Below are 25134 nucleotides of genomic sequence, written 5' to 3' on the forward strand. Positions count from 1 at the left end.
CCGCCGGCTGACCACAGTGGTGGTCCTTATGCCGGTTGCGCACCCCACGCCCCCCCGCTGCGGCCGTTGGGCGGGTTGGCGACGCTTCGCGTCGCAGTCGCGGCCCCGACGCACGCCACAGCGCCAAGCCCAACTACAGTTGGGAGCGAAGCGGCCGAACGAACTTCTCGGCGAGTTTCTCGCGCAACGGACGCTGTTCCCACATCTCGTACGAATACTGCTTTGCGTGCTCGAGGTCGGCCTCGAAGACCTCGGTCATGCGCGCCGCGAAGTCGCGGTTGTAGACGTTGAGGCTGGCCTCGTCGTTGAGACGGAAGGAGCGGATGTCGAAGTTGGTGGAGCCGAGGGAGACCAGTTCACCATCCACGATCAGCAACTTCACGTGCAGCATCGTCGGCTCGTACTCGTGGATCTCGATGCCCGCCTGCAGCAGCGGACCCCAGCTGGCCTTCGACGACAGGCGCACCGTCTCGGAGTCGATGTGCTCGCCCGGTAGCACCACCCGTACCTTGACGCCGCGCTGGCGTGCTGCGATCAGCGCCTTGGTGATCAATTCGTCGGGGACGAAGTACGAAGCAGCGAGGTCGATCGTGTGGTCGGCAGCGGCGATCGCGCTCAGGTACATGAGATGCATGCTCTCGCTGCCGCCCGCGGGCGATGCAATGAAGAGGTGCGCATCCATGTCGCCGGCGGGTTCCAGCGGCGGAAAATAGGCTGGGCCGTTGAGCAGGGTGCCGGTGGTCTTGATCCAGTTGTCGTTGAAGGCCGACTGCATCTGCGCCACGGCCGGCCCCTCGATGCGGAAGTGCGCCTCGCGCCAGTGATCGGGATCCTGGGCGTGGCCGGTCCACTGGTCGGCGATGCCGACGCCGCCGGTGAAGCCGACGCGGCCGTCGATGACCAGCAGCTTGCGGTGGGTGCGGTTGTTCATGCGGCCGAGGTTGTACCAGTGCAGCGGGCGATAACGCTCGACCAGCACGCCGGCGTCCTTCATCTCGTCCAGCATCTCGTCGTCCATCTTGATGCTGCCCACCCAGTCGATCATCAGGTGCACGGCCACGCCGGCGCGCGCGCGCTCGGACAGCGCATCGGCGAAGCGCTGGCCGATGTCGCCCGACCAGTAGATATAGGTTTCGAAGGTGATCGTCTGCTGCGCCGAGGCGATGGCTTCGAGCATCGCCGGGAAGATTTCGTCGCCGTTCTCATAGTCGACGACGTGGTTGCCGGGCAGGATGGCCGGGCCGAGCAGCACCGACATCTCGCGCCGGAACTGCGGGTCCGCGATCGCGTGCCGGTGCGCGATCTTGCGCTCGATCTTCTTCTCGGGCGTGGAGAAGTTCATCGCCAGCACCACGGCCAGCGCCGTGATGGCGGCAGTCAGCACGATCGTCCACGCCATGCGCTTTCGGCTCCAGGTTCTGCGGCTCATCGGGATCCTCGGCGTCAAGGCGCCGGAGGTCGCACTGTGCCGCAGGCGCATTCAGCGGCGCGTGAAGCCGGACCGGTCAGAACCAGTCGAGGACCGAGATGCCGAAGCCGACGTAGGTCGCCTTGTGGTCGTAGTCGAGCATGCTCTCGCCGTAACCGCTGAACAGCTGCAGGTGGCCGTGGAGGTGGCTGCTGAGCGGGAAGCCCCAGTCGAACTGCAGGGCGCCGTGGGAGCGGTCGCCGCTGCGCAGGGAGTGCCGTGCCATCAGGGCGAAGGTCTGGTCGCCGCGGGTGTGCACCAGGGTGACGTCGCCACGGCCCAGGTAGTCCTCGATGCCGGGGTTGTCGTCATCGCTGCCGTCGGAGAGGCGGATCCAGGGCCGGAACGTGATCGCCCAGTCCTCGCGGTCGAGGCCGACGTTGAACATCACCCGGTTCCAGCTGCGTGACAGCGGATCGCCGCGGCCGTTGGACTGGTGGTTGATGCCCACTGCGGCCATGCGCCCCTTCCAGCCGCCGATGCTGTAGTTGTTGCGGAATACCAGCAACACCTCGGGCTCGTAATTCGTTTCCCGGAACGGCCGCGAATCCTCGGTGTTGTAGACCTGCCAGCGCGAGCTCTGGGTGTAGCCCAGCCAGATGTCGCCGTTGTCGCCGAACAGGTTCTCCACCGCCTTGGTCTTGAAGCTGAGCTGGAACTTGGTCTCGACGTCGTCCACGCCCTGCAGCTGCAACTCCTGGCCGTCCGCCGAGGACGTCGGCGTGGTGTTCGGGCTGCTGCTCCAGAACGCCGGCAGCAGGTACACGGGCTTGTACGCACGCATGTTGAACGTGCCCAGTTTCGAGTCGCGCGCCAGCTCCCAGCGGCTGTCGAGCAGCGAACCGCGGCCGGCATTGGCCAGCGCGCGGCGCGGGTCGTTGTCGTGGGGAAACACGTCACTGCTGGTGTCGCCGCGGGAACGGGTGGCGTCGCGCACCTCAACCCGGGCCTGGGCGGCCGCCGCATCCGCGTCCTCGGGCGACGGTCCGACGCGCTGCATGGCCTTGTCGTAGCAGGCCAGGCGCTCGGCGGCGGTCTCTATGGCGACGCAGGCTTCGGGCGATGTGGGCGACGCCACCTCATCCACGGCCTGGGCCTGCACGGCCAATGGCAGTGCGCAGAGCAGCGGCAGCAGCGCCTGCTTCAGATGACCTCGGTGCATTCGGTGGCCCCTCGTGATCGCGGAGTCGCGGAGTCTAGCGGGTGGCGTGTGGATGCATGGCGGGAATGCACGGGGGGATGGTCGGGTACTCCGCACGCTGAGCAGCTGCGCTGCTCTTTATGCGTGCTGCGTACCCGATCATCCCGCCGTCCCATCGTCATCGCGGGTTGAGGGATGGCAAGACCGGAGATCGCGCTGTGGTTGCGATCGTGGCGCCGGGCGCCGTCAACCCTCTCCGCCAACCCCTAAAAAATCCAGGCGAGCACAAACAGCCCGATCATCGTGAACGCAAGCGCCAGCTTCAGCACCGTGCCGAACACGATCCCGAGCCAGGTGCCGAAGCCCACGCGCGTCGCCTTGGCCACGTCGCGGCCATGCAGCAATTCACCGGCAAGCGCCCCGATGAATGGGCCCGCGAACAGGCCGAGCGGCCCGAAGAAAATGCCTGCGAAGGTGCCGATCACCGCACCGGCCACCGCCTTGCCGCTGGCGCCGACCCGGCGCGCGCCCAGGGCCGTGGCCCAGAAGTCGATCACCAGCGACAGCAGCGTCAGCAGCCCCAGCACCACCAGGACCGGGATGCCGATGTGCTCGAAGTCGCCCGCCCAGGCGCCCAGCACCATGCCCGCGAACACCAGCGGCAGGCCCGGCAGCGCCGGCAGGATGGTGCCGGCCATGCCGATGACGACCAGCACGGCGGCCACGATGTAATAGATGAGCTGCAGGTCCATGGCGCGAGTCTTCCACAGAAAGACGGCCCGCAGTGCGGGCCGTAAAGAGAGAGATGACGCGGGGCCGAGGGGATCAGCGGATATGGGCGCGGCCGTTGGCGACGTTGACGTAGGAGCCTTCGCGGATGCCGCCAAGGTCGTTCTGTGAGACGACCGTCGTGCGACCGTTGTCCAGGCGCACGTGCACGTCGTAGGTCGACTGGTTCTGCACCCGGTTCTGGATGGCGTTGCCCGCGACCGCGCCGCCCACGGCGCCGGCCACGGTGGCGGTATTGGCGCGGCCGTCGCTGTCGGTGTTGCGCTCGGCGATCTCGCGCGCGGCCACCGCGCCGACGATGCCGCCGATCACCGCACCGGTCGCGTTCGGGGTGTTCGAGGCACGACCACGCTGCTCGATTCGGGTCACCACGCCACAGGTGTCGCAGTACGCGCCCTGCGAACCGCCGTACCCGCTGCCGTAGCCACCGGAGGAATAGCCGGGCGAGGTGCTGGCACAGCCGACCAGGGCGGTGGCGGCGATCATCGCGGCGGCGCTCATCATGCGGATTTTCATGGTTTGGCTCCAGACGACAGGGGGAATGCCTGTGGATGCCGACGTTAGGGCGCGGGCCGTGAACAGCCGATCAATCGCACGCGCCCGCGGCGCCATCACGGCGCCGCGTGCAGGAAGCATTCATCCGCCGGCGCAGGGCGCGCCGGCGTGCGCGCTCAGCCCCGGAAGTCGGTGTGGCAGGCCTTGCAGTCCTTGCCGATGTCGTCGAGCGTGCTCTTGAGGCCGGCGCAGTTCATCGGCGGCGCCGTCAGTGCCTTGTCGAGCGTGGCGCGGAAGCTGCCGGTATGCGCGGCGAAGCGCGTGTTGTCGCGCAGGTCGGCGAACGCCGGGTCGAGGTCGTTGCCGAGCGTCCGCAGCGCCTGCAGGTGGGGCAGCACGTCGGTGGCCGCGCAGCGGTTCGCATCGAGCTTCTGCCGCAGCTGGGCGGTGTGCGCCGACATCAGCTGCATGGCCGCCACGGGGTAGTGGTCCTGCCAGCCCTTCCGGTTCTCCAGGGCGCGCAGCAGCATCACCACCGCGACCACGCCGATCACCAGGCCGAGCAGGAACAGGAACAGGTAACGCCCCGCGGCCGACGGCGGCTTGCGCGGCGGACGCGGCGCGGACGGGTCAATCGGCGTGGCTTGGGGCTTGGGCGTCGACATGCTCTGGCTTCCGGTGGATTGGCGAAAGTAGGGATTGTATGCGGCGCCACCGCTAAAATGGTCGGATGGACAGTGCTTGGAACGAACGCTTCGCGGGCATCGACCGCCTCTATGGCCGCGGCGCGGTGGAGCGCTTTGCCGCCTGCCACGTCGCCGTGGTCGGGCTGGGCGGCGTGGGCTCCTGGGTGGCCGAGGCCTTGGCGCGCAGCGCCGTCGGCACCCTGACCCTGATCGACGCCGACGACCTGTGCGTGTCCAACACCAACCGCCAGTTGCCGGCCCTTGACGGCCAGTACGGCCGCGCCAAGGTCGAGGCCATGGCGGAGCGCTGCCGTGCCATCAATCCGGCGATGGTGGTGCACGCGGTGCCCAGCTTCCTGACGCCGTCCAACCTGGGCGAACTGCTTGATCGCGGCTACGACCTGGTGGTCGATGCCTGCGACAGCTTCCGCAGCAAGGTCGAGATGATCGCGTGGTGCCGGCGCCGCAAGCTGCCGCTGGTGGCGGTGGGGTCTGCCGGCGGGCGCGTCGATCCGACGCTGGTGCGCATACGTGACCTGTCGAAGACCGAGCACGATGCCATGCTGGCCCTGGTGCGGAAGAAGCTGCGCGGCGAGTTCAACTTCCCGAAGGGTCCAAAGCGCTACTTCGGCGTGCCTGCGGTGTATTCGCTGGAGAACGTCCGCTACCCGCAGGCGGACGGCAGCGTTTGCGGCCTGCGCCCACAGGTCGGCGGCGAGGACGGCTTCAAGCTCGACTGCGGTGGCGGCTTGGGCGCGGCCACGCATATCACCGGTGCATTCGCGTTCGCCGCCGCGGGCAAGGCGTTGGAGATGCTGCTGGCACGCGCCCCCGTACGCGAGGCCTCCCCGGTGGACCCCGCCGGGGAATCCGCCGGCTGATTGCGCACGCGGCGTAGCCGGCTCAGGCGGGCGTGTCGACGGGGGCAGGCAGCGCGGGCAGGGCGAACAGGCGTCGCGCGTTGGCCGCTGTCGCTGCGGCGACTTCCGCCACGGGCACGTCGCGCAGGGCGGCAATCGTTTCGCAGACCACGGCCAGCCTCGCCGGCTCGTTGCGCTGGCCGCGGATGCCCGAGTCGGGCTGGTCCGGGGCGTCGGTCTCGAGCAGCAGGAACTCCAGCGGCATGGTCGCGGCAAGGGTGCGCAGGCGGTTCGCGCGCTCGTAGGTCACCGGTCCGCCGAGCCCGACCAGGAAGCCCAGCTTCCACAGCGTTTCCGCCTGCTGCCGGCTGCCGGAGAAGCTGTGCACCACGCCGCGAAGGCCGCCGATCCGCCGGATCGCCGCGGTGACCTGGTCCACGGCACGCCGCGCATGGACGATCACCGGCAGGTCGGCGTCGCGCGCGATGCGCAGCTGGGCTTCGAAGAAGTGCGCCTGGGCGTCACCATCCAGGCCCTCGACGAAGAAGTCGAGGCCACATTCGCCGACGGCGACCGGGCGTTCGCGTTCGATCCAGTCGCGCAGCTGCGCCAGGTGCGCTTCACGGTGGTGTTCAAGGAAGGTCGGGTGCAGTCCGTAGGCGGGGTACAGGCCGTCATCGACGCAGGCGGCTTCACGCAGCCCTGGCCACTCATCGGCGTGGGTGGCAGGCAGGACCTGCGCATGCACGCCCGCGGCGCGCGCACGCGCCACGACTGCGGCGCGGTCATGCGCGAACTCCCCGGCATCGAGATGGCAGTGCGAATCGACCAGCATTACGCTCAGCCGCGGCGGGCCTCGCCGTCGATCACCTGGTCGCCAAGCGGCTCCGGCTTGCGCTTGCGTCGGGCGATCATCATGGCGCCGATGCCCAGCAGCACTTCGTCGACGAAGGGCAGGGGATCGGGAATGAACAGATTGACCGTGAACAGCGCCACGGCCACCAGGAACAGCTTTGGATAGCTCAGCCGGCCGAGCCAGCGGAACAGGGGAGCGAGGATGGGATTGGGCACCGCCGGACTCCGTGGATCGCGTTTGCCGGCACGCTATCACGCGGGCAATCGCGACGGGGTTCACGTTCCACTCAGTCCCGCGACCAGTGATCGGGGCGCGTTCAGGCGGCAAGTGTTCGAATCCCGTTACCCCCGAATTTCCAGCAACCGGCGTCCCGCCCCCAGGAGCTCCCCATGAAAAACAACACGCTCGCCATCGCCCTTGCCTCGCTGCTGGTCGGCGGCGTCGCGGTCGCTGCGTTCCAGGGCAACCGTGACGATGCGCCGCGCTCCGACATCGCCAATTCTGCGGCGGTTGCCGGCGATGGCGCGCTCGGATTTGCCGACGATGCCGCGGTTCCTGCCGAGGGCCGCCTCGAGTACGCGCGCGTGCTGGCCATCGAGCCCATCACCGAGCGTGAGCCGCAGTTCGCCACCGTGATCGGCAGCGAAGCCATCCGTGAAACCAGCACCACCAGCTCCCCGCGCGAGGTCTGCAACGACGTTGTGGTGCAGGAGCGCCTGCCCGAGCGCGACGGCAACGTCGGTGGCACCGTGGCTGGCGCGGTCATCGGCGGCCTGGTCGGCAACCAGGTCGGCGGCGGCAACGGTCGCAAGCTGGCCACGGTGGCCGGCGCGGTCGGCGGCGGTTTCGCCGGGCGTGAGGTCGATCGCCGCCACGTTGGTGGCCGCGTGGTCGAGCGCGTCGATCGCCAGTGCCACACCGTCCAGGACAGCTCGCAGTCCTCGCGCGTGGTGGCCTACAACGTGACCTACCGCAACCCCGATGGCACCACCGGGACGATGCGCACCGACAGTAAGCCCGCCAACCGCATCGCCCTGGGCGACGCCGAGGTCACCGTTGGCTATGACGTCACCTACAGCTATGACGGCGTTGAGCGCAGCATCCGCATGGACGAGCGCCCGGGCGACCGTCTCCCCGTGATCGACGGGCAGGTCGTCACCCAGGTCGCCGCGGTCGACGGCTCCACCCAGCGCGGCTGATCGCGCCCGGCCGCCCGGCCGGTCCCTCGCGCTGTCGATATCCCACGGCCGCCCCGGCTCCCCGGTGGCGGCCGTGGCCGTTCCGGGGCCAGGATCATCGACCTGCCCGGAGGCCGCAGGCGCCGCTACAATGCGGGGTTTCCCGCCCACCGGTAGCGAGTCCATGGCCCTGAACCCCTACGATCTTTACGACGTCCGCTCCCTGCTCAGCGAAGAGGAGCGCGCGGTCCAGGACACGGTGGCCCGCTTCACCGACGAACGCGTGCTGCCGATCATCGGCGAGTGCTTCGACGAAGGCCGCTTCCCGAAGGAGCTGATCCCCGAGATCGCCGGCCTTGGCCTGCTCGGCGCGACGCTGCCGGCGGAGTACGGCGGGTCCGAACTCAACTACGTCAGCTACGGCCTGATCTGCCAGGAGCTGGAGCGCGGCGACAGCGGCATCCGCAGCTTCGCGAGCGTGCAGTCGTCGCTGTGCATGCATCCGATCTTCGCCTACGGCACCGAAGAGCAGAAAATGCGCTGGCTGCCCGACATGGCCGCCGGCAAGGTCATCGGCTGCTTCGGCCTGACCGAAGCGCACGGCGGCTCCGACCCCGCCAACATGAAGACCCACGCCAAGCGCGACGGCGACGACTGGATCCTCAACGGCTCCAAGATGTGGATCACCAACGGCAACCTGGCCGACATCGCCATCGTCTGGGCGCAGACCGAGGACGGGATCCAGGGCTTCGTCGTGGAGAAGGATTTCCCCGGCTTCAAGGCCCAGGAGGTCAAGCACAAGATGAGCCTGCGCGCTTCGGTGACCAGCGCGCTGTTCTTCGACGGCGTCCGCGTGCCCGAGGCCAACCGGCTGCCGAACGTGAAGGGGCTGAAGGGTCCGCTGGGCTGCCTGACGCAGGCGCGCTACGGCATCACCTGGGGCCCGATCGGCGCCGCCATCGCCTGCCTTGACGAGGCGCTGGAATATTCCAAGGAACGCATCCTGTTCGGCCGCCCGGTGGCCGCCACGCAGAGCGCGCAGATCAAGATGGCCGACTGGGCGCGCCGCATCACCAGCGCGCAGCTGCTGTCGCTGCAGCTGGGGCGCCTGAAGGACGCCGACAAGATGCAGCCGACCCAGGTGTCGCTGGCGAAGTGGAACAACTGCCGCATGGCCATCGACATCGCCCGCGAAGCGCGTGACCTGCTCGGCGGCGCGGGCATCACCACCGAGCACTGCCCGATCCGCCACGCGCTGAACCTGGAATCGGTGATCACCTATGAGGGCACCGAGACCGTCCACCAGCTGGTGGTGGGCCGCGAGCTGACGGGCATCAACGCCTTCGGCGGCTGACAACACGCGGGGCCGCGCTCGCGGCCCGCGTTCCACGAGATCGAGGTGCGTCCCGATGTCCCTGGCCGGCCCCCGCATTGAAACGAAACGCCTGCTCCTGCGCCTGCCGGAGATCGGCGATTTCGAACGCTTTGCCGAGCTGCTGGGTGACGAAGAGGCGGCGCGCCACATCGGCGGCCAGCAGCCCCGCGCCGCGGCGTGGCGCAAGTTCCTGCAGCAGCCCGGCGCTTGGGCACTGCAGGGCTTCGGCATGTTTTCGATCATCGAAAAGGACAGTGGTCGCTGGCTTGGCCAGGCGGGCCCTTGGAAGCCCGACGGGTGGCCGGGCAACGAGATCGGCTATTCGCTGCATCCCGATGCCTGGCACAAGGGCTATGTGAGCGAGGCCGTGCCGGCGACCATCGACTGGGCGCTGGCCAACTTGGGCTGGGACGACTTCATCCATTGCATCGCGCCGACGAATCTCGCATCGCAACAGGTGGCGAAGCGCCTGGGTTCGACCCTGCGGGGGGCCGGGAAGATCCCGCCGCCCTACGAGGACGCGGCCGTCGACATCTGGGGGCAGACGCGTGGGCAATGGCTGGCCCGGCGTTCGGGAGCCGGCGCGTGATCGCGGTCCACGGCTTCTCGCCGTCGGGCAACTGCCACAAGGTGAAGCTGCTGCTCGAGCAGCTGGGCCGTCCTTACCGCTGGATCGAAACCGACAGCAGCCGCGGCGAGACGCGCACGCCGGCGTTCCTGGCGCTCAATCCCAACGGCCGGGTGCCGCTGATCGAGCTCGAGGACGGGCGCCGCATGGCCGAGTCCAACGCCATCCTGTGCTGGCTGGCGGAGGGTACGCCGTACTTCGCCGGTGATGCGTGGCAGCGGGCCCAAGCCTTGTCGTGGATGTTCTTCGAGCAGTACAGCCACGAACCGTATGTGGCCGTGGCCCGCTTCATCCGCGGCTGGACGCCTGCAGATTCGCCGCGACGGGCCGCCGAGCTTGCGCGCTGCCTCAAGCGCGGCCACCAGGCGCTGGCGGTGATGGAGCAGCACCTGGCCGCGCATGACTGGTTCAGCGGCGAGGGCTACGGCATCGCCGACATCGCATTGTTCGCCTACACCGACGTCGCCGGCGATGGCGGCTTCGATCTCACTTCCTATCCGGCGCTCGGCCGTTGGCTCGCGCGCGTACGCCAGACGCCGGGCTTCGTGTCGCTCCCGCCTCCCACGCCCGACGTCGCCGCGCTGCTGGCGATGCCCTGACCACGGAAACCGAAACACCATGCCGCAGGTAGTTCCCCAGCCCATTCCCGCGCGCATGCGCGGCCTCAACCGCGCCGAGATCTGCGACGTCAATTTCAGCGAGTTCATTCGCGGCTGGAATGGCCACGGGGGCATGCGTCCCGCGGTCGATGACGCCATCCTGCCGGGCAGCGCGCTCGACGCCCGCGGCTTCCGCGAGCTGTTCGAGTCGCAGCTGATCAGCCGCCACCTCGATCTGATGGCGCGCGTGCTGCGTGTGCAGAACAAGGTCTTCTACACCATCGGTTCCAGCGGCCACGAGGGCAATGCGATGGTCGCGCGGCTCACGCGCCATACCGATCCCGCCTTCCTGCACTACCGCTCGGGCGGTTTCATGGCCGAGCGCTTCCGCAAGCTGCCGGGCATGGACCCGGTGATGGATTCGGCGCTCTCGTTCGCGGCCAGCAAGGATGATCCGGCCTCCGGCGGCCGCCACAAGGTCTGGGGCAGCAAGCCGCTGTGGGTGCTGCCGCAAACGTCCACCATCGCCTCGCACCTGCCCAAGGCTTTCGGTACGGCGGTCGCGATCGAGCAGGCGCGTCGCATCGGCCATGCGTTGCCGATCCCCGCCGACAGCATCGCCATCTGTTCCTTCGGCGATGCGTCGAGCAACCACGCCACCGCGCAGACCGCGTTCAACGTCGCCGGCTGGACGGCCTACCAGAAGCTGCCAGCGCCGGTGCTGTTCGTCTGCGAGGACAACGGCATCGGCATCTCGGTGAAGACGCCGGATGGCTGGATCGCGCGCAACTTCGCGCAGCGCCCGGACCTCGACTACTTCGCTGCCGACGGGCTAGACCTCGCCACCGGCTATGGCGACGTGCAGCGCGCGGTCGAACACTGCCGCCGCACCCGTCGCCCGACCTTCCTGCACCTGCGCACCACCCGGATCATGGGCCACGCCGGCACCGACTTCGAGATCGAATGGCGTTCGCTGGAAGAGCTTTGCGCGGTCGAGGCCACCGACCCGCTGCTGCGCTCGGCGGCGATCGCGCTGGAATCGGGACTGATGTCGAAGGACGACGTCCTCGACCTGTACGAATCCACCCGCGTCCAGTGCTTCGCCGCGGCGGAAGACGCCGACCGCCGTCCACGCCTGGACAATCTCGAAGACGTGATGGCGCCGCTGGCGCCGTACACGCCCGACGCGGTGCAGGCCGAAGCCGCGCGCGCCGACTACGCCGAGCGCCGCCTCGAGGTGTTCGGCGGCGAGGCCAAGCTGCCCGAGAACCAGCCGCCAAAGCATCTCGCGGTCCAGATCAACCAGGCCCTGCACGACCTGTTCGCGAAATACCCCGAAGCGCTGCTGTTCGGCGAGGACGTGGCCCAGAAGGGCGGTGTCTACACCGTCACCAAGGGCCTGCAGAAGGCCTTCGGCGCGCGGCGCGTGTTCAACACGCTGCTCGACGAGACCGTGATCCTTGGCCTGGCGCAGGGCTACGCCAACATGGGCCTGCTGCCAATGCCGGAGATCCAGTACCTGGCCTATTTCCACAACGCCTGCGACCAGATCCGCGGCGAGGCGGCCAGCCTGCAGTTCTTCTCCAACGGGCAGTACCGCAACCCGATGGTGATGCGCGTCGCGTCGCTGGGCTACCAGCGCGGCTTCGGCGGGCATTTCCACAACGACAACTCGATCACCGCGCTGCGCGACATCCCGGGTCTGGTGGTCGGTTGTCCCAGCCGAGGCGACGACGCAGTCACCATGCTGCGCACGCTGATGGCGCTGGCGAAGGTCGATGGTCGCGTCTGCGCCTTCCTCGAGCCGATCGCGCTGTACATGGCCAAGGACCTGTACGAAGCCGGTGACGGCGGCTGGCAGACCACCTTCCCGGCGCCGGGCGAGGCGATGCCGCTCGGCGAAGGCCGGGTCTATGGCGAGGGCAGTGACGACTTGGTGGTGTACAGCTACGGCAACGGCGTGCCGATGAGCCTGCGCGCGGCGCGGGCCATCGAGGCCGCACACGGCTGGAAGGTGCGCGTGGTCGACCTGCGCTGGCTGGTGCCGCTCAACGACGATTTCATCCGCGCCCAGGCCGCAGGCGCCAAGCGCATCCTGGTCGTCGACGAGGGCCGCCGCAGCGCGGGCGTAGGCGAGGGCATCATCACGGCGCTGGTGGAAGGCGGCTTCGGCACGACGCCCTTGCTTCGCGTGACGGGCGCGGACACCTTCACCCCGCTGGCGGGTGCCGCCTTCCTGGTGATTCCGTCGGAAGAAGAAATCGTGGCGGCTGCGGGTCGGCTGGCTGCGAATTGAGGTCACAGTAACCGCGGGCGACTGGTGGCCTCCGGGTCGCGGAGTGGCAGGCGGATGGGTACACCTTCGCGGCCGTTGGGAAAAGCGGGGGGCTAGCCGCAGCGGCTCTTGTGGGGGGCCGGCTCTTGTGGGAGCGGCTATAGCCGCGAATGCTTCTTCGGTTAGCGGTTAGCGGTTAGCGGTTAGCGGTTGAGCGATCGCGGCTATAGCCGCTCCCACAAAAGCTTATGGTCCGGGCGCGGCGCACGGCCGCTGGTGCTGGTGCCTTTGCCTTTGCTTTTAGCCCTCCCCCTCCAGCCCACAGTGCGGATGGCAGCGGAGGGTGTGTGGGTACGCAGCCGGCATAAAGAGCACCACGTGCTCAGCCGGCGGAGTACCCACACACCCTCCGCCCCCACCATCACGCCCTCAAAGCGCCATCACCCTCACTTCAACCCGCCGATTCGGCGCCAGGCAATCGATCAGCGCCTGGCTGCGTTCGCCGTCGCAGCTCGTGATCGGCTCGACGCTGCCCCGGCCCACTGCGGTGACCTTCTCTGCCGGAACCCCGGCGGCAACCAGATGGTCGCGCACGGCCGCCGCGCGCTTGCGCGAGAGTTCGACGTTGGCCGCGTCCTTGCCGATGCGGTCGCTGTGGCCGATCACCCGCACCGCCTCGATGTCCGGCGTGGCGAGCACGCGTGCGGCGAGCGCATCGAGTTCGGCGCGGCCCGCATCGCTCAGGTTCTCGACGCTGGCCTTGCCGAAAGCGAACAGCGCGTCACCCGACAGCGTGTGGTTGAACGAGGCCGGTGGCGGCGGTGCCGGCTCGGGCGCGGGTTCGGGTGCAGGTGCAGTGGCACAGGCCGCAACCAGGCAGGCGGCCGCGAACGCGGCCAGGATCGGCTTCGACTGGCGATACATTGATTTCCCCTTGCGTTGCAGCGGCGCCTGGCCCGATGCCTGGCATCCCCTCCGGATCCCCGCACCGAGCATAGCCAAGGATTGTGTCCGTGCTGCAACCGCGGTCGCGTTTCGGGGCTTCCGCCGGGGACTCAGCGGGCCAAGCCGTCAAGCAGGGGCAGGGGGGTGAGGACTGTCCCGTCGATCCGCAGGTCCGGGGCGTCGTCGGCCCGCTCCAAGGGCAGCACCGCCAGCGCCAGGGCAGGGTGGGTCGCGGACTCGCCCGCCGAGGTGGCTGCGGCCACCACTGTGCCGATGGCGCGGTCCGCTTCCATGACCTGTGCGCCCGGCGCGGGGGCGTCGCTGCAGCCGAACAGCGCCAGGCCGCGCTTGGCCTGGCCGAGGAAGTGGGTGCGGGCCACGATCTCCTGGCCCGGGTAGCAGCCCTTGCGCACGCTGTAGGCGCGCAGGCGATCAAGCGACAGCTGCTGCGGGGTGAAGGCGTCGAGCGTCGCGGTTCCAGGACGGGGCAGCCCGTGGGCGATGTCGTATGCACGCCAGCGGGCGAGGGCATCGGCATCGGTCGGGGCGGTGCAGCCGTGGCACACGCGCAGCGTGCGCGGCTGCGCGCCGTCGCCGAAGTCGAACTCGACCCGGCCCTTCGCGTCAGTGGATGTGGTCGCGTCGGAGGCCTCGGCCGGCGCCGTGAAGGATCCGCATACCGACGCCTCTTCAGGCACCCGAAGCTTGACCTTGCTGCGGAACACGAAGCGTTCCATGGCCGCCTTCAGCGCTTCGGCGTCACCATCGGGCAGCAGCAGCCAGATCGTTTCCGGGCCAACGCGCAGCAGCGCGAACAGCGCCTGCACGCGCCCTTTCGGCGACAGCCAGCCGCTCCACTGCCACTGGCCGTCGGCGAGCGTGGCGATGTCGCTCATGCATTGCGCCTGCGCGAAAGCGATCGCATCGCGCCCTTCAAGCGCAAGCAGGGCATGGTCGGAAAGGGCGAAAAACGGGGCCTTGGGGGCCGTTGGCTTGTCCAAACAGTGCTCCGGGACGTAAACTTCGGCTCGTGCCAGATCCCGCAATCATAGGCGAAACGCCGCCCGACACGGCCCCGGAGACATCCCCGGCCACGCCGGTGGTGCCACCGCCAGCGCCCGAATACGGTGGGCGCGACGGCCCGGATCCCACCCGCTACGGAGACTGGGAGAAGAACGGACGCTGCATCGATTTTTGATGCGCCCGGCTGCAGCTCGCAGCCACCACCTGTCAATGAAGCCAACGCGGCCACACGGCCGCCCAGCGAGAGATGCCCGCCGCGATGACCCACCCCAACCGTCCCCTGTCGCCACACCTCCAGGTGTACCGCTGGCAGATCACCATGCTCACGTCCATCCTGCACCGCGCCACGGGCATCGCCCTGGTCGTGGGCGCGTTCGGACTTGCGTGGTGGCTGCTCGCCGTCGCCGCCGGTGGTGAGGCCTATGCCTCCGCCGCCGCCTGCCTGGCTTCGCCGTTCGGACGGATCGCGCTCTTCGGCTTTTCGCTGGCGCTGGTCTACCACCTGCTCAACGGCATCCGCCACCTGTTGTGGGACATCGGCTGGGGCTTCGAGATCCCGGAGCTCTACCGTTCCGGCTATGCCGTGTTCGTGCTCACCGTGGTGTTCACCGCGCTGATCTGGTTCGTGGCACTGGGAGGTGCGGCATGAGCGAGGCCAAGGCACGTCCTGATTACCGCACGCCGCTGTCGCGCGCGCGCCGCCTGGGTTCGGCCAAGTCCGGCACCGGCCACTTCTGGTGGCAGCGCGTCACCGCCGTGGTGCTGGGGCTGCTGGTGCCGTGGCTGGTGGGCACGCTGGTGTCGCTGGTCGGCGCCGACCTCGGCCGCGTCTACGAGGTCTTTTCCCGTCCGTACAACGCCATCCTGATGGCCCTGTTCGTGATCGCCCTGTTCTGGCACGCCAAGCTCGGCGTCCAGGTGGTGATCGAGGACTACGTCCACAACCGCGCGGTCGAGCTCACCCTGCTGGTGCTCAACCTCCTCCTTTGCGTCCTCGGCGCGCTGGCGTCGCTGTATGCGATCGCCCGCATTGCGCTGCTGGCCTGACGAAGACGCCTGAAATGACCAACGCCTACAAGATCACCGAACACAAATACGACATGATCGTGGTGGGAGCCGGCGGCGCCGGCCTCCGCGCGACCTTCGGCCTCGCCCACAAGGGCCTGCGCACCGCCTGCATCACCAAGGTCTTCCCGACCCGCTCGCACACGGTCGCGGCGCAGGGCGGTATCTCGGCCGCGCTGGGCAACATGGGCGAGGACGACTGGCGCTTCCATTACTACGACACCATCAAGGGTTCCGACTGGCTCGGCGACCAGGACGCCATCCAGTACATGTGCCGCGAGGCCATCCCGGCGGTGATCGAGCTCGAGCACCAGGGCGTGCCCTTCTCGCGCACCGAGGACGGCAAGATCTACCAGCGTCCCTTCGGCGGCATGACCACGCATTACGGCAAGGGCACCGCGCAGCGCACCTGCGCCGCCGCCGACCGCACCGGCCACGCGATGCTGCACACGCTGTACCAGCAGTCGCTCGCGCACCAGGCCGAGTTCTTCATCGAGTACTTCGCGCTCGACCTGATCATGGACGATGAGGGCGTCTGCCGCGGCGTGCTCGCCATCGACATGGCCGAGGGCACCCTGCACCTCTTTCGCGCGCAGGGCACGGTGCTGGCGACGGGCGGCTACGGCCGCGCCTATTTCTCCGCGACCTCCGCCCATACCTGCACCGGCGACGGCGGCGGCATGGCGCTGCGCGCGGGGCTGGGCCTGCAGGACATGGAGTTCGTGCAGTTCCACCCGACCGGCATCTATGGCGCTGGCTGCCTGATCACCGAGGGCGTGCGCGGCGAAGGCGGCATCCTGCGCAATTCGCAGGGCGAGCGCTTCATGGAGCGTTATGCGCCCAACGCCAAGGACCTCGCATCGCGCGACGTCGTCAGCCGCTCGATGACCATCGAGATCCGCGAAGGCCGCGGCGTTGGCGAGCACAAGGACCACATCCACCTCGACCTGACCCATCTCGATCCGGCCGACATCCACGAGAAGCTGCCCGGCATTGCCGAGAGCGCGCGGATCTTCGCCGGCGTCGACGTCGAGAAGCAGCCGATCCCGGTCATTCCCACCGTCCACTACAACATGGGCGGCGTGCCGACCAACTACCACGGCGAAGTGGTGCAGCTGAAGGACGGCAACCCGGACCACGTGATCCCGGGCCTGTACGCCATCGGCGAAGCGGCCTGCGTGTCGGTGCACGGCGCCAACCGCCTGGGCTCGAACTCGCTGCTGGATCTGGTCGTGTTCGGGCGCGCGGTCGCCAACCGCTGTGCCGACACCATCAAGCCCGGCATGCCGCACAAGCAGCTCGCCGGCGACGCCTGCGACGCCTCGCTGTCCAACCTCGACAGGCTGCGCCATGCCAACGGCAGCACGCCGACGGCGGTGATCCGCGACAACATGCAGCGCACCATGCAGGCCGATGCCGCGGTGTTCCGCACCGGCAGCACCCTGGCCGAGGGCGTGGCGAAGATCCGCGAGATCAACGCCTCGTTCGCCGACGTCAAGGTCAGCGACCGTTCGCTGGTCTGGAACTCGGACCTGATCGAGACCTTCGAGCTGCAGAACCTGCTGGGCCTGTCGCTGGCCACGATCGTGGCCGCCGAGAACCGCAAGGAATCGCGCGGCGCCCACGCCCGCGAGGACTTCCCCGACCGCAACGACGCCGAGTGGCAGAAGCACTCGCTGACCTGGGTGGACGATGCCGGCAACACCCGCATCGACTACCGCCCGGTGCACATGTACACGCTCGACGACGAGGTCGAAGTCGTCCCGCCCGTTGCGCGCGTCTACTAGGATCGAAGACAGATGGCCGAATTCTCACTTCCCCGGAACTCCAAGGTCCACAAGGGCAAGCACTTCGCCGCGCCGGCGGGGTCCACCCGCGTGCGCGAGTTCAAGGTCTACCGCTGGAGCCCGGACGACAACGAAAACCCGCGCACCGACACCTACGAGGTCGACCTCGACAAGTGCGGCCCGATGGTTCTCGACGCGCTGATCAAGATCAAGAACGAGATCGACCCCACGCTGACCTTCCGCCGGTCGTGCCGCGAAGGCATCTGCGGGTCCTGCGCGATGAACATCGACGGCACCAACACGCTGGCCTGCACCAAGGCCATCGACGATTGCGGCAAGGGCGAAGTGCCGATCTACCCGCTGCCGCACATGGAGGTGGTCAAGGACCTGGTCCCGGACCTGACCCACTTCTATGCGCAGTACGCCTCGATCCAGCCCTGGATCCGCACCCAGAGCGCGCCGCCGCCGGACCGCGAGCGCCTGCAGTCGAAGGAAGACCGCGCCAAGCTCGACGGCCTGTACGAGTGCATCCTCTGCGCCTGCTGCAGCACCGCGTGCCCCAGCTACTGGTGGAACGGCGACCGTTACCTTGGTCCGGCGATCCTGCTCCAGGCCTACCGCTGGATCGTCGACTCGCGCGACGAAGACACCGGCGCGCGCCTGGACGACCTCGAGGATCCGTTCAAGCTCTACCGCTGCCACACCATCATGAACTGCACGCGGACCTGCCCGAAGGGGCTGAATCCCGCGAAGGCGATCGGCGAGATCAAGCAGTTGATGCTGGCGCGCCAGGTCTGATCCACACCGCGCCGGCAGTTGCCGGCGCGATCGTTTCCGGGGATACGTGATGTCAAGCAACCTGATCCTGTGGCCGGGCGTGGCGATGGTCGTCCTGACCTGCCTGGTGGCGGTGGTGATGTACCGCCGGCGCGTGGCCACGATGAAGCGCGAGCGCATCCACCCGCAGTCGGTGGCGCTGTCGGCGCAGATCGCGCAGCGGCTCACCGATACCCGCGCCTCCGACAACTACCGCAACCTGTTCGAACTGCCGGTGCTGTTCTATTTCGCCATCGCGCTCGCGGTGGCGGCCCGCGTGCAGGATCCCTGGGTGCTCGCCCTGGCCTGGGGCTTCGTGGCCCTGCGGATCGCCCACAGCGCCATCCAGTGCAGCTACAACAAGGTCATGCACCGTTTCCAGGTGTTCATCGCGGGCTTCCTGGTGCTGGCGCTGCTCTGGATCCGCCTGGCCTGGTACCTCTTCATCGCATGAGCGCGCACGACGCCGACGAGGCCGAGTTCCGCCGCCTGCGCTGGCGCTGCCGGCGCGGCATGCGCGAACTCGACCAGCTGCTCGAGCGCTGGCTGGAGCGCGAATGGCGGAGTTCCCCGACGGCCGAGCGCGAAGCGTTCCTGCGGCTGCTCGACAGCGAGGACGATAGGCTGTGGAAATGGTTCCTCGGCCACGAAGCTTCCGATGACGCCGGGCTCCAAGCCCTGGTCGAACGCATCCGCGCCCTGCCGCATTGAGTGGCGGCCCTCGCGCTGCCTGACGGCGACGCTGCTGTTGCTGGCGCTGCTGACCCCCGTTGCGGTGCTGGCGAGCGAGCTGCCGCGCGCCGTGGCCTGGCCGCTGGCGGCGGCCGCGCTGCTGCACGGCCTGTACCTGGCGCGGCGTGAAGGGCGTCGCGCGCGGCGGAGCCTGCTGTTCACCGCCGATGGCCGCCTGCTGGTCGACGATGTCGAGGCGTCCGGCGTGCAGTTGGGGTGGCGCGGACCGCTGGCCTTCCTCACCTGGCACGATCCCGACGGCCGCCGTCACCGGCTCGCGTGGTGGCCCGACACCCTGCCGTCGCGCTGGCGGCGTGAACTCAGGCTGGCCGTCGACAGGCTGCCCGCTGCGCTCGCGGGGCCATCGGTGGCACCATAGCGGCCTTCGAGCCGGCGAGACCCGATGTTCAAACCCCTCCCAGTCGCCATCGGCCTGCGCTACCTGCGCGCCAAGCGCCGCAACGGCTTCATCTCCTTCATCTCGCTGGCCTCGATCCTGGGCATCGCCATCGGCGTGACCGCGCTGATCACCACGCTCGCGGTGATGAGCGGCTTCCAGCGCGAGATCCGCGACCGCATGCTGCAGATGACCCAGCACGCCACGGTCAGCGCCCACGGCGAGCCGATGCAGAACTGGCAGCAGGCGATCGAGGTCGCGAACCGTGATCCGCGCGTGGCCGGCGCCGCGGCCTACATCTCCACCGAGGCGCTGCTGTCGGGCAAGCGCCGCGAACCGGCGATGGTCCGCGGCATCGTGCCCGCCGACGAGGCCAAGGTGTCGATCCTGGGCGAGCGCATGGTCGAGGGCAGCCTCGATACGCTCGCGCCGCGCAGCTACAACATCGTGCTCGGCCGTGAACTGGCGCTGTGGCTGGGCGTGGGCGTAGGTGACAGCGTCGTCGCCACCACCGATTTCCAGGCAACGCCCATGGGCGCGGTGCCGCAGCTCAAGCGCTTCACCGTCAGCGGCATCTTCGAGGCCGGCTACCAGGAGTTCGACAAGGGCCTGGCCGTCGTCAACATCCAGGACCTGCAACGCCTGCTGCGCATGGGCGAGGGCGTCACCGGCGTGCGCCTGCAGATGCACGACATGGACCAGGCCTTCATGGTCGCGCGCGACCTCGCGCTGGCGCTGGAAGGGCCGTACATGGTCAGCGACTGGACCAGCGAGAACGCGCACCTGTTCCGCGCGCTGAAGCTCGAAAAGACCATGATCGCGATCCTGCTGTCGCTGATCATCGCCATGGGTGCGTTCAACCTGGTGTCCTCGCAGGTGATGCTGGTCACCGACAAGCAATCCGACATCGCCATCCTGCGCACGCTCGGACTCACTCCGCGCGGGGTGATGCAGGTGTTCATGGTGCAGGGCACGCTGATCGGCGTGTTCGGCACCGTGCTGGGCGTGATCGGCGGCCTCGTGCTGACGCTGAACCTCGAACGCATCCTGCGCGTGATCGAAGCGGTCACCGGCGCCGAGCTGATGCCGGCCGACGTCTACTACATCACCGGGCTGCCGACCGAGCTCAGCGGCCAGGACATCGCCATCGTGGCCGCGGTCGCGCTGGTCATGGCCTTCCTGGCCACCATCTACCCGGCGCGCCGCGCGGCGCGGACGGCTCCGGCGGAGGCGCTGCGCTATGAGTGAGCAGATCGCGAGCCGCGAGGCCGGGCGCGTGGCCGACGAGGTCGTGGGTGCCGACGGCCTGGGCAAGACCTATGCCGAGGGCGGGATGCGCACGCCGGTGTTCGACGGCCTGGACCTGAGCGTGCTCGCCGGCGAGACGGTGGCCATCCTTGGCGCCTCCGGGGCGGGCAAGAGCACCCTGCTGCACCTGCTGGGCGGTCTCGACACGCCCACCGCGGGCGAAGTGTTCGTCGCCGGCCAGCGCATGGGCTCGCTGTCGGATGCCGAGCGCGGTCGGCTGCGCAACCGCGCGCTGGGGTTCGTCTACCAGTTCCATCATCTGTTGCCCGAGTTCACCGCGCTTGAAAACGTGATGCTGCCGGTGCTGCTGTCGGGCGCGGGCGTACCGGATGCCGCGCAGCGCGCGCGCAGCCTGCTGGAGAACGTGGGCCTCGGCCACCGCCTCGAGCACAAGCCGGGTGAACTCTCCGGCGGCGAGCGCCAGCGCGCGGCGGTCGCGCGGGCCCTCGTCAACCGGCCCGCCTGCGTGCTGGGCGATGAGCCCACCGGCAACCTTGACGAGAAGACGGCCGCCACCGTGTTCGAACTGATGCTCGAGCTCAACCGCGCCGAGCGCACCAGTCTGGTGCTGGTGACGCATGACCGGAGCCTGGCCCGCCGCCTGGACCGCGTCCTCGAACTCCACGAAGGCAAGCTGCGCGAGATCCCCCCCGCGACCGCCTGACCGCTTTTTTTGCGGGAGCGGTGATGCTTTTGTGGGAGCGGCTATAGCCGCGATTCCGGGACATCAATCGCGGCTATAGCCGCTCCCACAATAGAAAGGGTCGCTCCCTAAGCAGGCTGCTGCGTTCTTTTGCGCACAACCCCGACACGGAATCAGGAGCGGGCGCAACTGCCGCCGCGGCCTTGCCCCGTCAGCCTAGTCGCATGCCCAGGCCACGCTCCCGAACCCTTCGCACCGGACGCTGGTCCGAGGCCGGAAACATTTACCTCCTGACCCTCGTCACAGACCGCCGTTGTCCGTGGTTCAACGCCTGGGATCCCGCGTCCCGCGTATCCCGCGCCCTGGCGGATCCTGCCGTCTGGCACGGCTCCAGCCTCCTGTGCTGGGTGTTGATGCCCGATCACTGGCACGGCGTGGTCCAGCTTGGCGGGAATCCGCCCCTATCCCGCAGCGTCGGTCGTGCGAAGGCCCATGCAACGCGGACCTGGAAGCCCGACGATGGCAGCCGGTTGTGGCAGCCCGGCTTCCATGACCGGGCACTGCGAGCCGAGGACGACCTGCTGGCCGTCGCACGTTACATCGTCGCCAATCCCATCCGCGCCGGTCTCTCGCGCAGCTTCGGCGGCTATCCGTTCCGGGATGCCATATGGATCGACGCTGACGCTGGCCGTGCATCGTGAATCGCGACGACGAGCAGGCTTCAATCCTTGTGGGATCGGCGGCACCCGCGGGGCCAGCAGCGCCTGTGGGAGCGGCTATAGCCGCTCCCACAGAAGGGTCTGGGGCTGGAGCTGGAGCTGGGGCTGGAGCTGGAGCTGGGGCTGGAAGTGGGGCTGGGAGTGGGGTTGGGATTAGGGTTGGGATCGGGGCTTCACCGCTGGGGGTCGGGGCGGCGGCTGCGCTTGTAGTCGGGGCTTGGGGCTGCCTGCGGCTGCCGGCACTGCCGTCGATAGCGCTGTTCGCAGTGGTCCTGGTCATCGGACTTGCGGCGTGGTGGCGCATCCGTGGTCGGTGGCGATGGGCGGGGGCGATGCTGGCGGGCTTCGCGCTGTGCGGTCTGCACGCGGCGGCGTCGCTGGGCGCGCAGTTGCCCGCGGAGCACGAACGCGGCGATTTCACCGTGACCGGCCACGTCATCGGTCTGCCGGAGGACGAACCGAGGCGCACGCGCTTCCAGCTCCGCGTCGACGACGATCCGGCGCTGCCTGCATTCCTGCGCGGGAAAAAGCTGCGCCTGTCCTGGTACGAGAACGAGTGGTCGGACGAACCCACGCGGCGCCACGAACTCAAGCCCGGGGCGGCGTGGCGCATGCAGTTGCGGCTGCGCGCTCCACGCGGACTGCGCAACCCCGGCGGCTTCGACAGCGAGCGCAACGCGATGGCCGCGCGCATTGCCGCGACCGGCTACGTGCGTGAGCAGGCCACGGCGGAGCAGCTGCGGCCGGCACGCGGCATCGATGCCTGGCGCGACCGCATCGCCACGCGCATCGCCGCGGCCGTGCCGGGTGCGTCATCGCGCTACGTGCGTGCGCTTGCGCTTGGCGACACCCGCGCGCTGGCCGACGCCGACTGGGAGCTCTTGCGTGCCACCGGCCTCACCCACCTGATCGCGATCTCCGGATTCCATGTCGGCCTGGTGGCCGGCTTCTTCGCGCTGCTGGGTGCGGCCTTGTGGCGGCTGTTCCCGGGGCTGTGCACGGTCGTCCCGCGACCGCAGGCCGCCGCCGCCGCGGCCTTCCTTGGTGCGCTGGGCTATGCCGCGGTCGCAGGCTTCGCGCTGCCCACCGTGCGTACCGTGCTGATGATCGCCGTGGTCGTCGCCGCGCGGCTGTGGCGGCGCCCGCTGCGGATCCCTGAATCGCTGGCGCTGGCGGCGATCGCGATCGTGCTGGTCGCCCCATTGGCGCTGCTGTCCGCAGGCTTCTGGCTCAGCTTCGGCGGCGTGGCCTGGCTGCTGTGGTGCCTTCCGCAGGCCGGCGGGCGCCCGCTGCGCGACTTCCTGTCGGCGCAGTGGGTGGCCACCCTCGGACTGTTGCCACTGACCGCCATCCTCTTCGGCCAGGCGTCGCTGGCCGGTCCGTTGGCCAATCTGGTGGCGATCCCCTGGTGGAGTCTGGTCGTGGTGCCGCTGTCGCTGCTCGGCACGGCGCTCGAGGGCCTGCACGCGGGCTGGGGTGGCGGCGCCTGGCGTCTGGCGGCCGCCGCGTTCGACCTGTCCTGGCCGCTCTTTGATCGCCTGGGCGGCAGTCCGCTGTCTCTCGTGTGGCTGCCCCAAGCGGCCGGGTTTGCCTTGCCGATGGCGTTGCTCGCCGCCTTCTGGCTCTTGCTGCCACGTGGAGTGCCGGGCAAGTCGCTGGCGCTGCTGCTGTGGCTGCCGCTGCTGTGGCCCGACCGCCAGCTGCCAGGGCACGGTGAGGTCGAGCTGGTGGTGCTGGACGTGGGGCAGGGCAGCTCGGTGCTGGTCCGGACGGCGAGCCACGCCATGCTCTACGACATGGGGCCGGCGGTCCGCGATGGCTACGACGCCGGCGAGCGCGCCGTGGTCCCGGCGCTGCACGCGCTTGGCGTGCGCCGCGTCGATGCCCTGGTGGTCAGTCACGATGATGCCGATCACGCTGGAGGCCTCGACGCGGTGCGCCGGCGCTTCCCCGGAAAACGCCTGCTGGCGCCGGATGGCGCGGACATCGACGACGCTGCGGACTGCCTGGCGGGCAGCGGCTGGCAGCGCGACGGCGTCACCTTCCGTTTCCTGCATCCGCCGCTGCACTTTCCCTACCTGCGCAACGAATCCAGCTGCGTGCTGCGCATCGAGACCGCGCACGGCGCGATCCTCCTGCCGGGCGATATCGGCGAGGCCATCGAGCAGCGCCTGGTCGGCCGCGTACCCGAAGACCTGCCGGCACACGTGGTGCTGGTGCCGCACCATGGCTCACGGCATTCATCGACAGGCGAATTCGTGGCCGCCACCTCGCCGCGGCTGGCGCTGGTGTCGGCGGGCCACGGCAACCGCTTCGGCCATCCCGATGCCGGCGCGGTCGCGCGCTGGGAGCGATCCGGGGCCGCGGTCGTGGCCACGCCCGAGGACGGCGCGGTGCGGGTGCGACTGACCGGGGAAGGGCTGCGGCACCAGACCGAGCGCCAGCGCCGGCCGCGATTCTGGGACGCTGGTCGCATCAGGTAGCCGCCCTTTTGCTTTTGTTTTTGTGGGAGCGGCTATAGCCGCTCCCACAGAGGCCATGGTGCGGCTCTAGCCGCTCCCACAAATCGCCGCTCCCACAAATAGCGACTCCCACAGACCACGGGCCGCTCCCACAGTATCCTAGGGGTCCTGTTTTCCCGGCGGGCCCCACGGCCCCAGGAGTCGATACGTGCTGGAACTGGTCAAGGCGGGCGGCTGGCCGATGCTGCCGCTGCTGCTGCTGTCGGCGGTGGCGCTGGCAATCATCGTCGAGCGGTTCTGGACGCTGCGCCGCAGCCAGGTGCTGCCTCCGGACCTGGGCCGCGAGGTGCGCGACTGGGTTGGTCGCGGCGGGCAGCTCGATCCTTCCCATGTCGAATCCCTGCGCGGCAACTCGCCGCTGGGCGCGCTGCTGGCCAGCGTGCTCGACATGCGCAACCACCCGCGCGAGGAAATGCGCGAGCGCGTCGAAGACGTCGGACGCCACCTCGCGCATCGCATGGAGCGCCATCTCAACGCGCTCGGCACCATCGCCGGCGTCGGCCCGCTGCTGGGCTTGTTCGGCACGGTGGTCGGCATGATCCAGATGTTCCTGGGCATCATGGACGTCGGCATGGGCGAAATGAACGAGCTTGCCGGCGGCATCGGCAAGGCCCTGGTCTGCGCCGCCGCGGGCATGGTGGTGGCGGTGCCGGCGCTGATGTTCCACCGCTACTTCCGCGGCCGCATCGACGGCTACATCGTGCAGATGGAGCACGAGGCGATCGCGCTGATGGACGCGCTCGATCCGCGCAACCGCCGCGCCGCCGCGCCCGTGCACGGCGGACAGGCCAGCCACGCCCCCGCCACCATCCCCGCCGAGGCCTGAG

28 protein-coding genes are annotated in these 25134 nt (G+C 69.1%); 19 read left to right on the top strand and 9 right to left on the bottom strand.

From position 1 onward, the window contains the following. Window positions 1-133 precede the first annotated feature (133 nt). The 5 genes from ACW5F0_RS01290 to ACW5F0_RS01310 form a co-directional block, all read right to left on the bottom strand. Window positions 134-1399 carry a phospholipase D-like domain-containing protein gene (locus tag ACW5F0_RS01290; RefSeq protein WP_456965241.1) on the bottom strand — a complete coding sequence of 422 codons (1266 nt, stop codon included), beginning with the start codon at window positions 1397-1399 and terminating at the stop codon, window positions 134-136. A 106-nt stretch (window positions 1400-1505) separates the two neighbouring features. Continuing rightward, the gene (locus ACW5F0_RS01295) at window positions 1506-2630 is read right to left on the bottom strand and encodes a phospholipase A (protein ID WP_456964231.1); all 1125 of its coding nucleotides are present in this window, start codon (window positions 2628-2630) and stop codon (window positions 1506-1508) included. Window positions 2631-2875: 245 nt separating this feature from the next. Continuing rightward, a complete protein-coding gene (locus tag ACW5F0_RS01300; RefSeq protein WP_456964232.1) occupies window positions 2876-3361 on the bottom strand; it encodes a DUF456 domain-containing protein in 486 nt (161 codons plus the stop codon). Between the two features lie 73 nt (window positions 3362-3434). After that, entirely contained in the window at window positions 3435-3914 is a 480-nt protein-coding gene (locus ACW5F0_RS01305) for a glycine zipper 2TM domain-containing protein (protein WP_456964233.1), read from the bottom strand. Between the two features lie 155 nt (window positions 3915-4069). Beyond that, a complete protein-coding gene (locus tag ACW5F0_RS01310; RefSeq protein ID WP_456964234.1) occupies window positions 4070-4558 on the bottom strand; it encodes a hypothetical protein in 489 nt (162 codons plus the stop codon). A gap of 65 nt (window positions 4559-4623) precedes the next feature. On the opposite strand from ACW5F0_RS01310, the gene ACW5F0_RS01315 reads away from it, so the two are divergent. Beyond that, complete coding sequence (locus ACW5F0_RS01315; protein ID WP_456964235.1) at window positions 4624-5460, top strand: tRNA threonylcarbamoyladenosine dehydratase; 837 nt, start codon at window positions 4624-4626, stop codon at window positions 5458-5460. A gap of 22 nt (window positions 5461-5482) precedes the next feature. On the opposite strand, the gene ACW5F0_RS01320 is transcribed toward ACW5F0_RS01315, so the two are convergent. Next, window positions 5483-6274 (bottom strand): TatD family hydrolase, encoded by a 792-nt coding sequence (locus tag ACW5F0_RS01320; RefSeq protein ID WP_456998859.1) that lies wholly within the window; start codon window positions 6272-6274, stop codon window positions 5483-5485. A 5-nt stretch (window positions 6275-6279) separates the two neighbouring features. Beyond that, complete coding sequence (locus tag ACW5F0_RS01325) at window positions 6280-6510, bottom strand: DUF6116 family protein (protein WP_456964237.1); 231 nt, start codon at window positions 6508-6510, stop codon at window positions 6280-6282. A 174-nt stretch (window positions 6511-6684) separates the two neighbouring features. Here ACW5F0_RS01325 and ACW5F0_RS01330 point away from each other — a divergent pair, with 174 nt between their 5' ends. From ACW5F0_RS01330 to ACW5F0_RS01350, 5 genes are all read left to right on the top strand, one after another. After that, window positions 6685-7494, top strand: a complete 810-nt coding sequence (locus tag ACW5F0_RS01330) for a glycine zipper 2TM domain-containing protein (RefSeq protein ID WP_456998860.1) — start codon at window positions 6685-6687, stop codon at window positions 7492-7494. Window positions 7495-7657: 163 nt separating this feature from the next. Continuing rightward, a complete protein-coding gene (locus tag ACW5F0_RS01335; protein WP_456998861.1) occupies window positions 7658-8827 on the top strand; it encodes an acyl-CoA dehydrogenase family protein in 1170 nt (389 codons plus the stop codon). A gap of 55 nt (window positions 8828-8882) precedes the next feature. Then, window positions 8883-9437, top strand: coding sequence for a GNAT family N-acetyltransferase (locus ACW5F0_RS01340; RefSeq protein WP_456964240.1), 555 nt, complete (start codon window positions 8883-8885; stop codon window positions 9435-9437). After that, a complete protein-coding gene (locus ACW5F0_RS01345; RefSeq protein WP_456998862.1) occupies window positions 9404-10075 on the top strand; it encodes a glutathione S-transferase family protein in 672 nt (223 codons plus the stop codon). The genes ACW5F0_RS01340 and ACW5F0_RS01345 overlap by 34 nt, the downstream gene beginning before the upstream one ends. A gap of 19 nt (window positions 10076-10094) precedes the next feature. After that, window positions 10095-12371: a thiamine pyrophosphate-dependent enzyme gene (locus ACW5F0_RS01350; protein WP_456998863.1), complete on the top strand. Its 2277-nt coding sequence runs from the start codon at window positions 10095-10097 to the stop codon at window positions 12369-12371. Between the two features lie 408 nt (window positions 12372-12779). On the opposite strand, the gene ACW5F0_RS01355 is transcribed toward ACW5F0_RS01350, so the two are convergent. Together ACW5F0_RS01355 and ygfZ are read right to left on the bottom strand one after the other, a co-directional pair. Beyond that, window positions 12780-13274, bottom strand: coding sequence for an OmpA family protein (locus tag ACW5F0_RS01355; RefSeq protein ID WP_456964243.1), 495 nt, complete (start codon window positions 13272-13274; stop codon window positions 12780-12782). Between the two features lie 131 nt (window positions 13275-13405). Beyond that, a complete protein-coding gene (gene ygfZ / locus ACW5F0_RS01360; protein ID WP_456964244.1) occupies window positions 13406-14191 on the bottom strand; it encodes a CAF17-like 4Fe-4S cluster assembly/insertion protein YgfZ in 786 nt (261 codons plus the stop codon). 134 nt (window positions 14192-14325) lie between these two features. On the opposite strand from ygfZ, the gene ACW5F0_RS01365 reads away from it, so the two are divergent. From ACW5F0_RS01365 to ACW5F0_RS01425, 13 genes are all read left to right on the top strand, one after another. Then, complete coding sequence (locus tag ACW5F0_RS01365; protein WP_456964245.1) at window positions 14326-14493, top strand: DUF1674 domain-containing protein; 168 nt, start codon at window positions 14326-14328, stop codon at window positions 14491-14493. Window positions 14494-14577: 84 nt separating this feature from the next. Next, a complete protein-coding gene (gene sdhC, locus ACW5F0_RS01370) occupies window positions 14578-14967 on the top strand; it encodes a succinate dehydrogenase, cytochrome b556 subunit (protein WP_456964246.1) in 390 nt (129 codons plus the stop codon). Next, on the top strand, window positions 14964-15365 hold the full coding sequence (sdhD, locus tag ACW5F0_RS01375; protein WP_456964247.1) for a succinate dehydrogenase, hydrophobic membrane anchor protein: 402 nt from the start codon (window positions 14964-14966) through the stop codon (window positions 15363-15365). Before sdhC ends, sdhD begins: the two co-directional genes overlap by 4 nt. Window positions 15366-15379: 14 nt before the next feature. Beyond that, window positions 15380-17170, top strand: a complete 1791-nt coding sequence (sdhA, locus tag ACW5F0_RS01380) for a succinate dehydrogenase flavoprotein subunit (protein WP_456998864.1) — start codon at window positions 15380-15382, stop codon at window positions 17168-17170. Window positions 17171-17182: 12 nt separating this feature from the next. Then, window positions 17183-17968 (top strand): succinate dehydrogenase iron-sulfur subunit, encoded by a 786-nt coding sequence (locus ACW5F0_RS01385; protein WP_456964249.1) that lies wholly within the window; start codon window positions 17183-17185, stop codon window positions 17966-17968. A gap of 49 nt (window positions 17969-18017) precedes the next feature. Beyond that, complete coding sequence (locus tag ACW5F0_RS01390) at window positions 18018-18440, top strand: MAPEG family protein (protein ID WP_456964250.1); 423 nt, start codon at window positions 18018-18020, stop codon at window positions 18438-18440. Next, the gene (locus ACW5F0_RS01395) at window positions 18437-18697 is read left to right on the top strand and encodes an FAD assembly factor SdhE (RefSeq protein WP_456964251.1); all 261 of its coding nucleotides are present in this window, start codon (window positions 18437-18439) and stop codon (window positions 18695-18697) included. Before ACW5F0_RS01390 ends, ACW5F0_RS01395 begins: the two co-directional genes overlap by 4 nt. After that, window positions 18645-19097 (top strand): hypothetical protein, encoded by a 453-nt coding sequence (locus ACW5F0_RS01400; protein WP_456998865.1) that lies wholly within the window; start codon window positions 18645-18647, stop codon window positions 19095-19097. The genes ACW5F0_RS01395 and ACW5F0_RS01400 overlap by 53 nt, the downstream gene beginning before the upstream one ends. A 24-nt stretch (window positions 19098-19121) precedes the next feature. Next, window positions 19122-20363 (top strand): lipoprotein-releasing ABC transporter permease subunit, encoded by a 1242-nt coding sequence (locus ACW5F0_RS01405; RefSeq protein ID WP_456964253.1) that lies wholly within the window; start codon window positions 19122-19124, stop codon window positions 20361-20363. After that, window positions 20356-21087, top strand: coding sequence for a lipoprotein-releasing ABC transporter ATP-binding protein LolD (gene lolD, locus ACW5F0_RS01410; RefSeq protein WP_456964254.1), 732 nt, complete (start codon window positions 20356-20358; stop codon window positions 21085-21087). Before ACW5F0_RS01405 ends, lolD begins: the two co-directional genes overlap by 8 nt. A 203-nt stretch (window positions 21088-21290) precedes the next feature. After that, a complete protein-coding gene (locus ACW5F0_RS01415) occupies window positions 21291-21767 on the top strand; it encodes an REP-associated tyrosine transposase (RefSeq protein WP_456998866.1) in 477 nt (158 codons plus the stop codon). A 260-nt stretch (window positions 21768-22027) separates the two neighbouring features. Continuing rightward, window positions 22028-24268: a DNA internalization-related competence protein ComEC/Rec2 gene (locus tag ACW5F0_RS01420; RefSeq protein ID WP_456999156.1), complete on the top strand. Its 2241-nt coding sequence runs from the start codon at window positions 22028-22030 to the stop codon at window positions 24266-24268. Between the two features lie 187 nt (window positions 24269-24455). Beyond that, entirely contained in the window at window positions 24456-25133 is a 678-nt protein-coding gene (locus tag ACW5F0_RS01425) for a MotA/TolQ/ExbB proton channel family protein (RefSeq protein WP_456964256.1), read from the top strand. Window position 25134: the final 1 nt, after the last annotated feature.

The sequence above is a fragment of the Luteimonas sp. A534 genome (genome assembly GCF_054072805.1).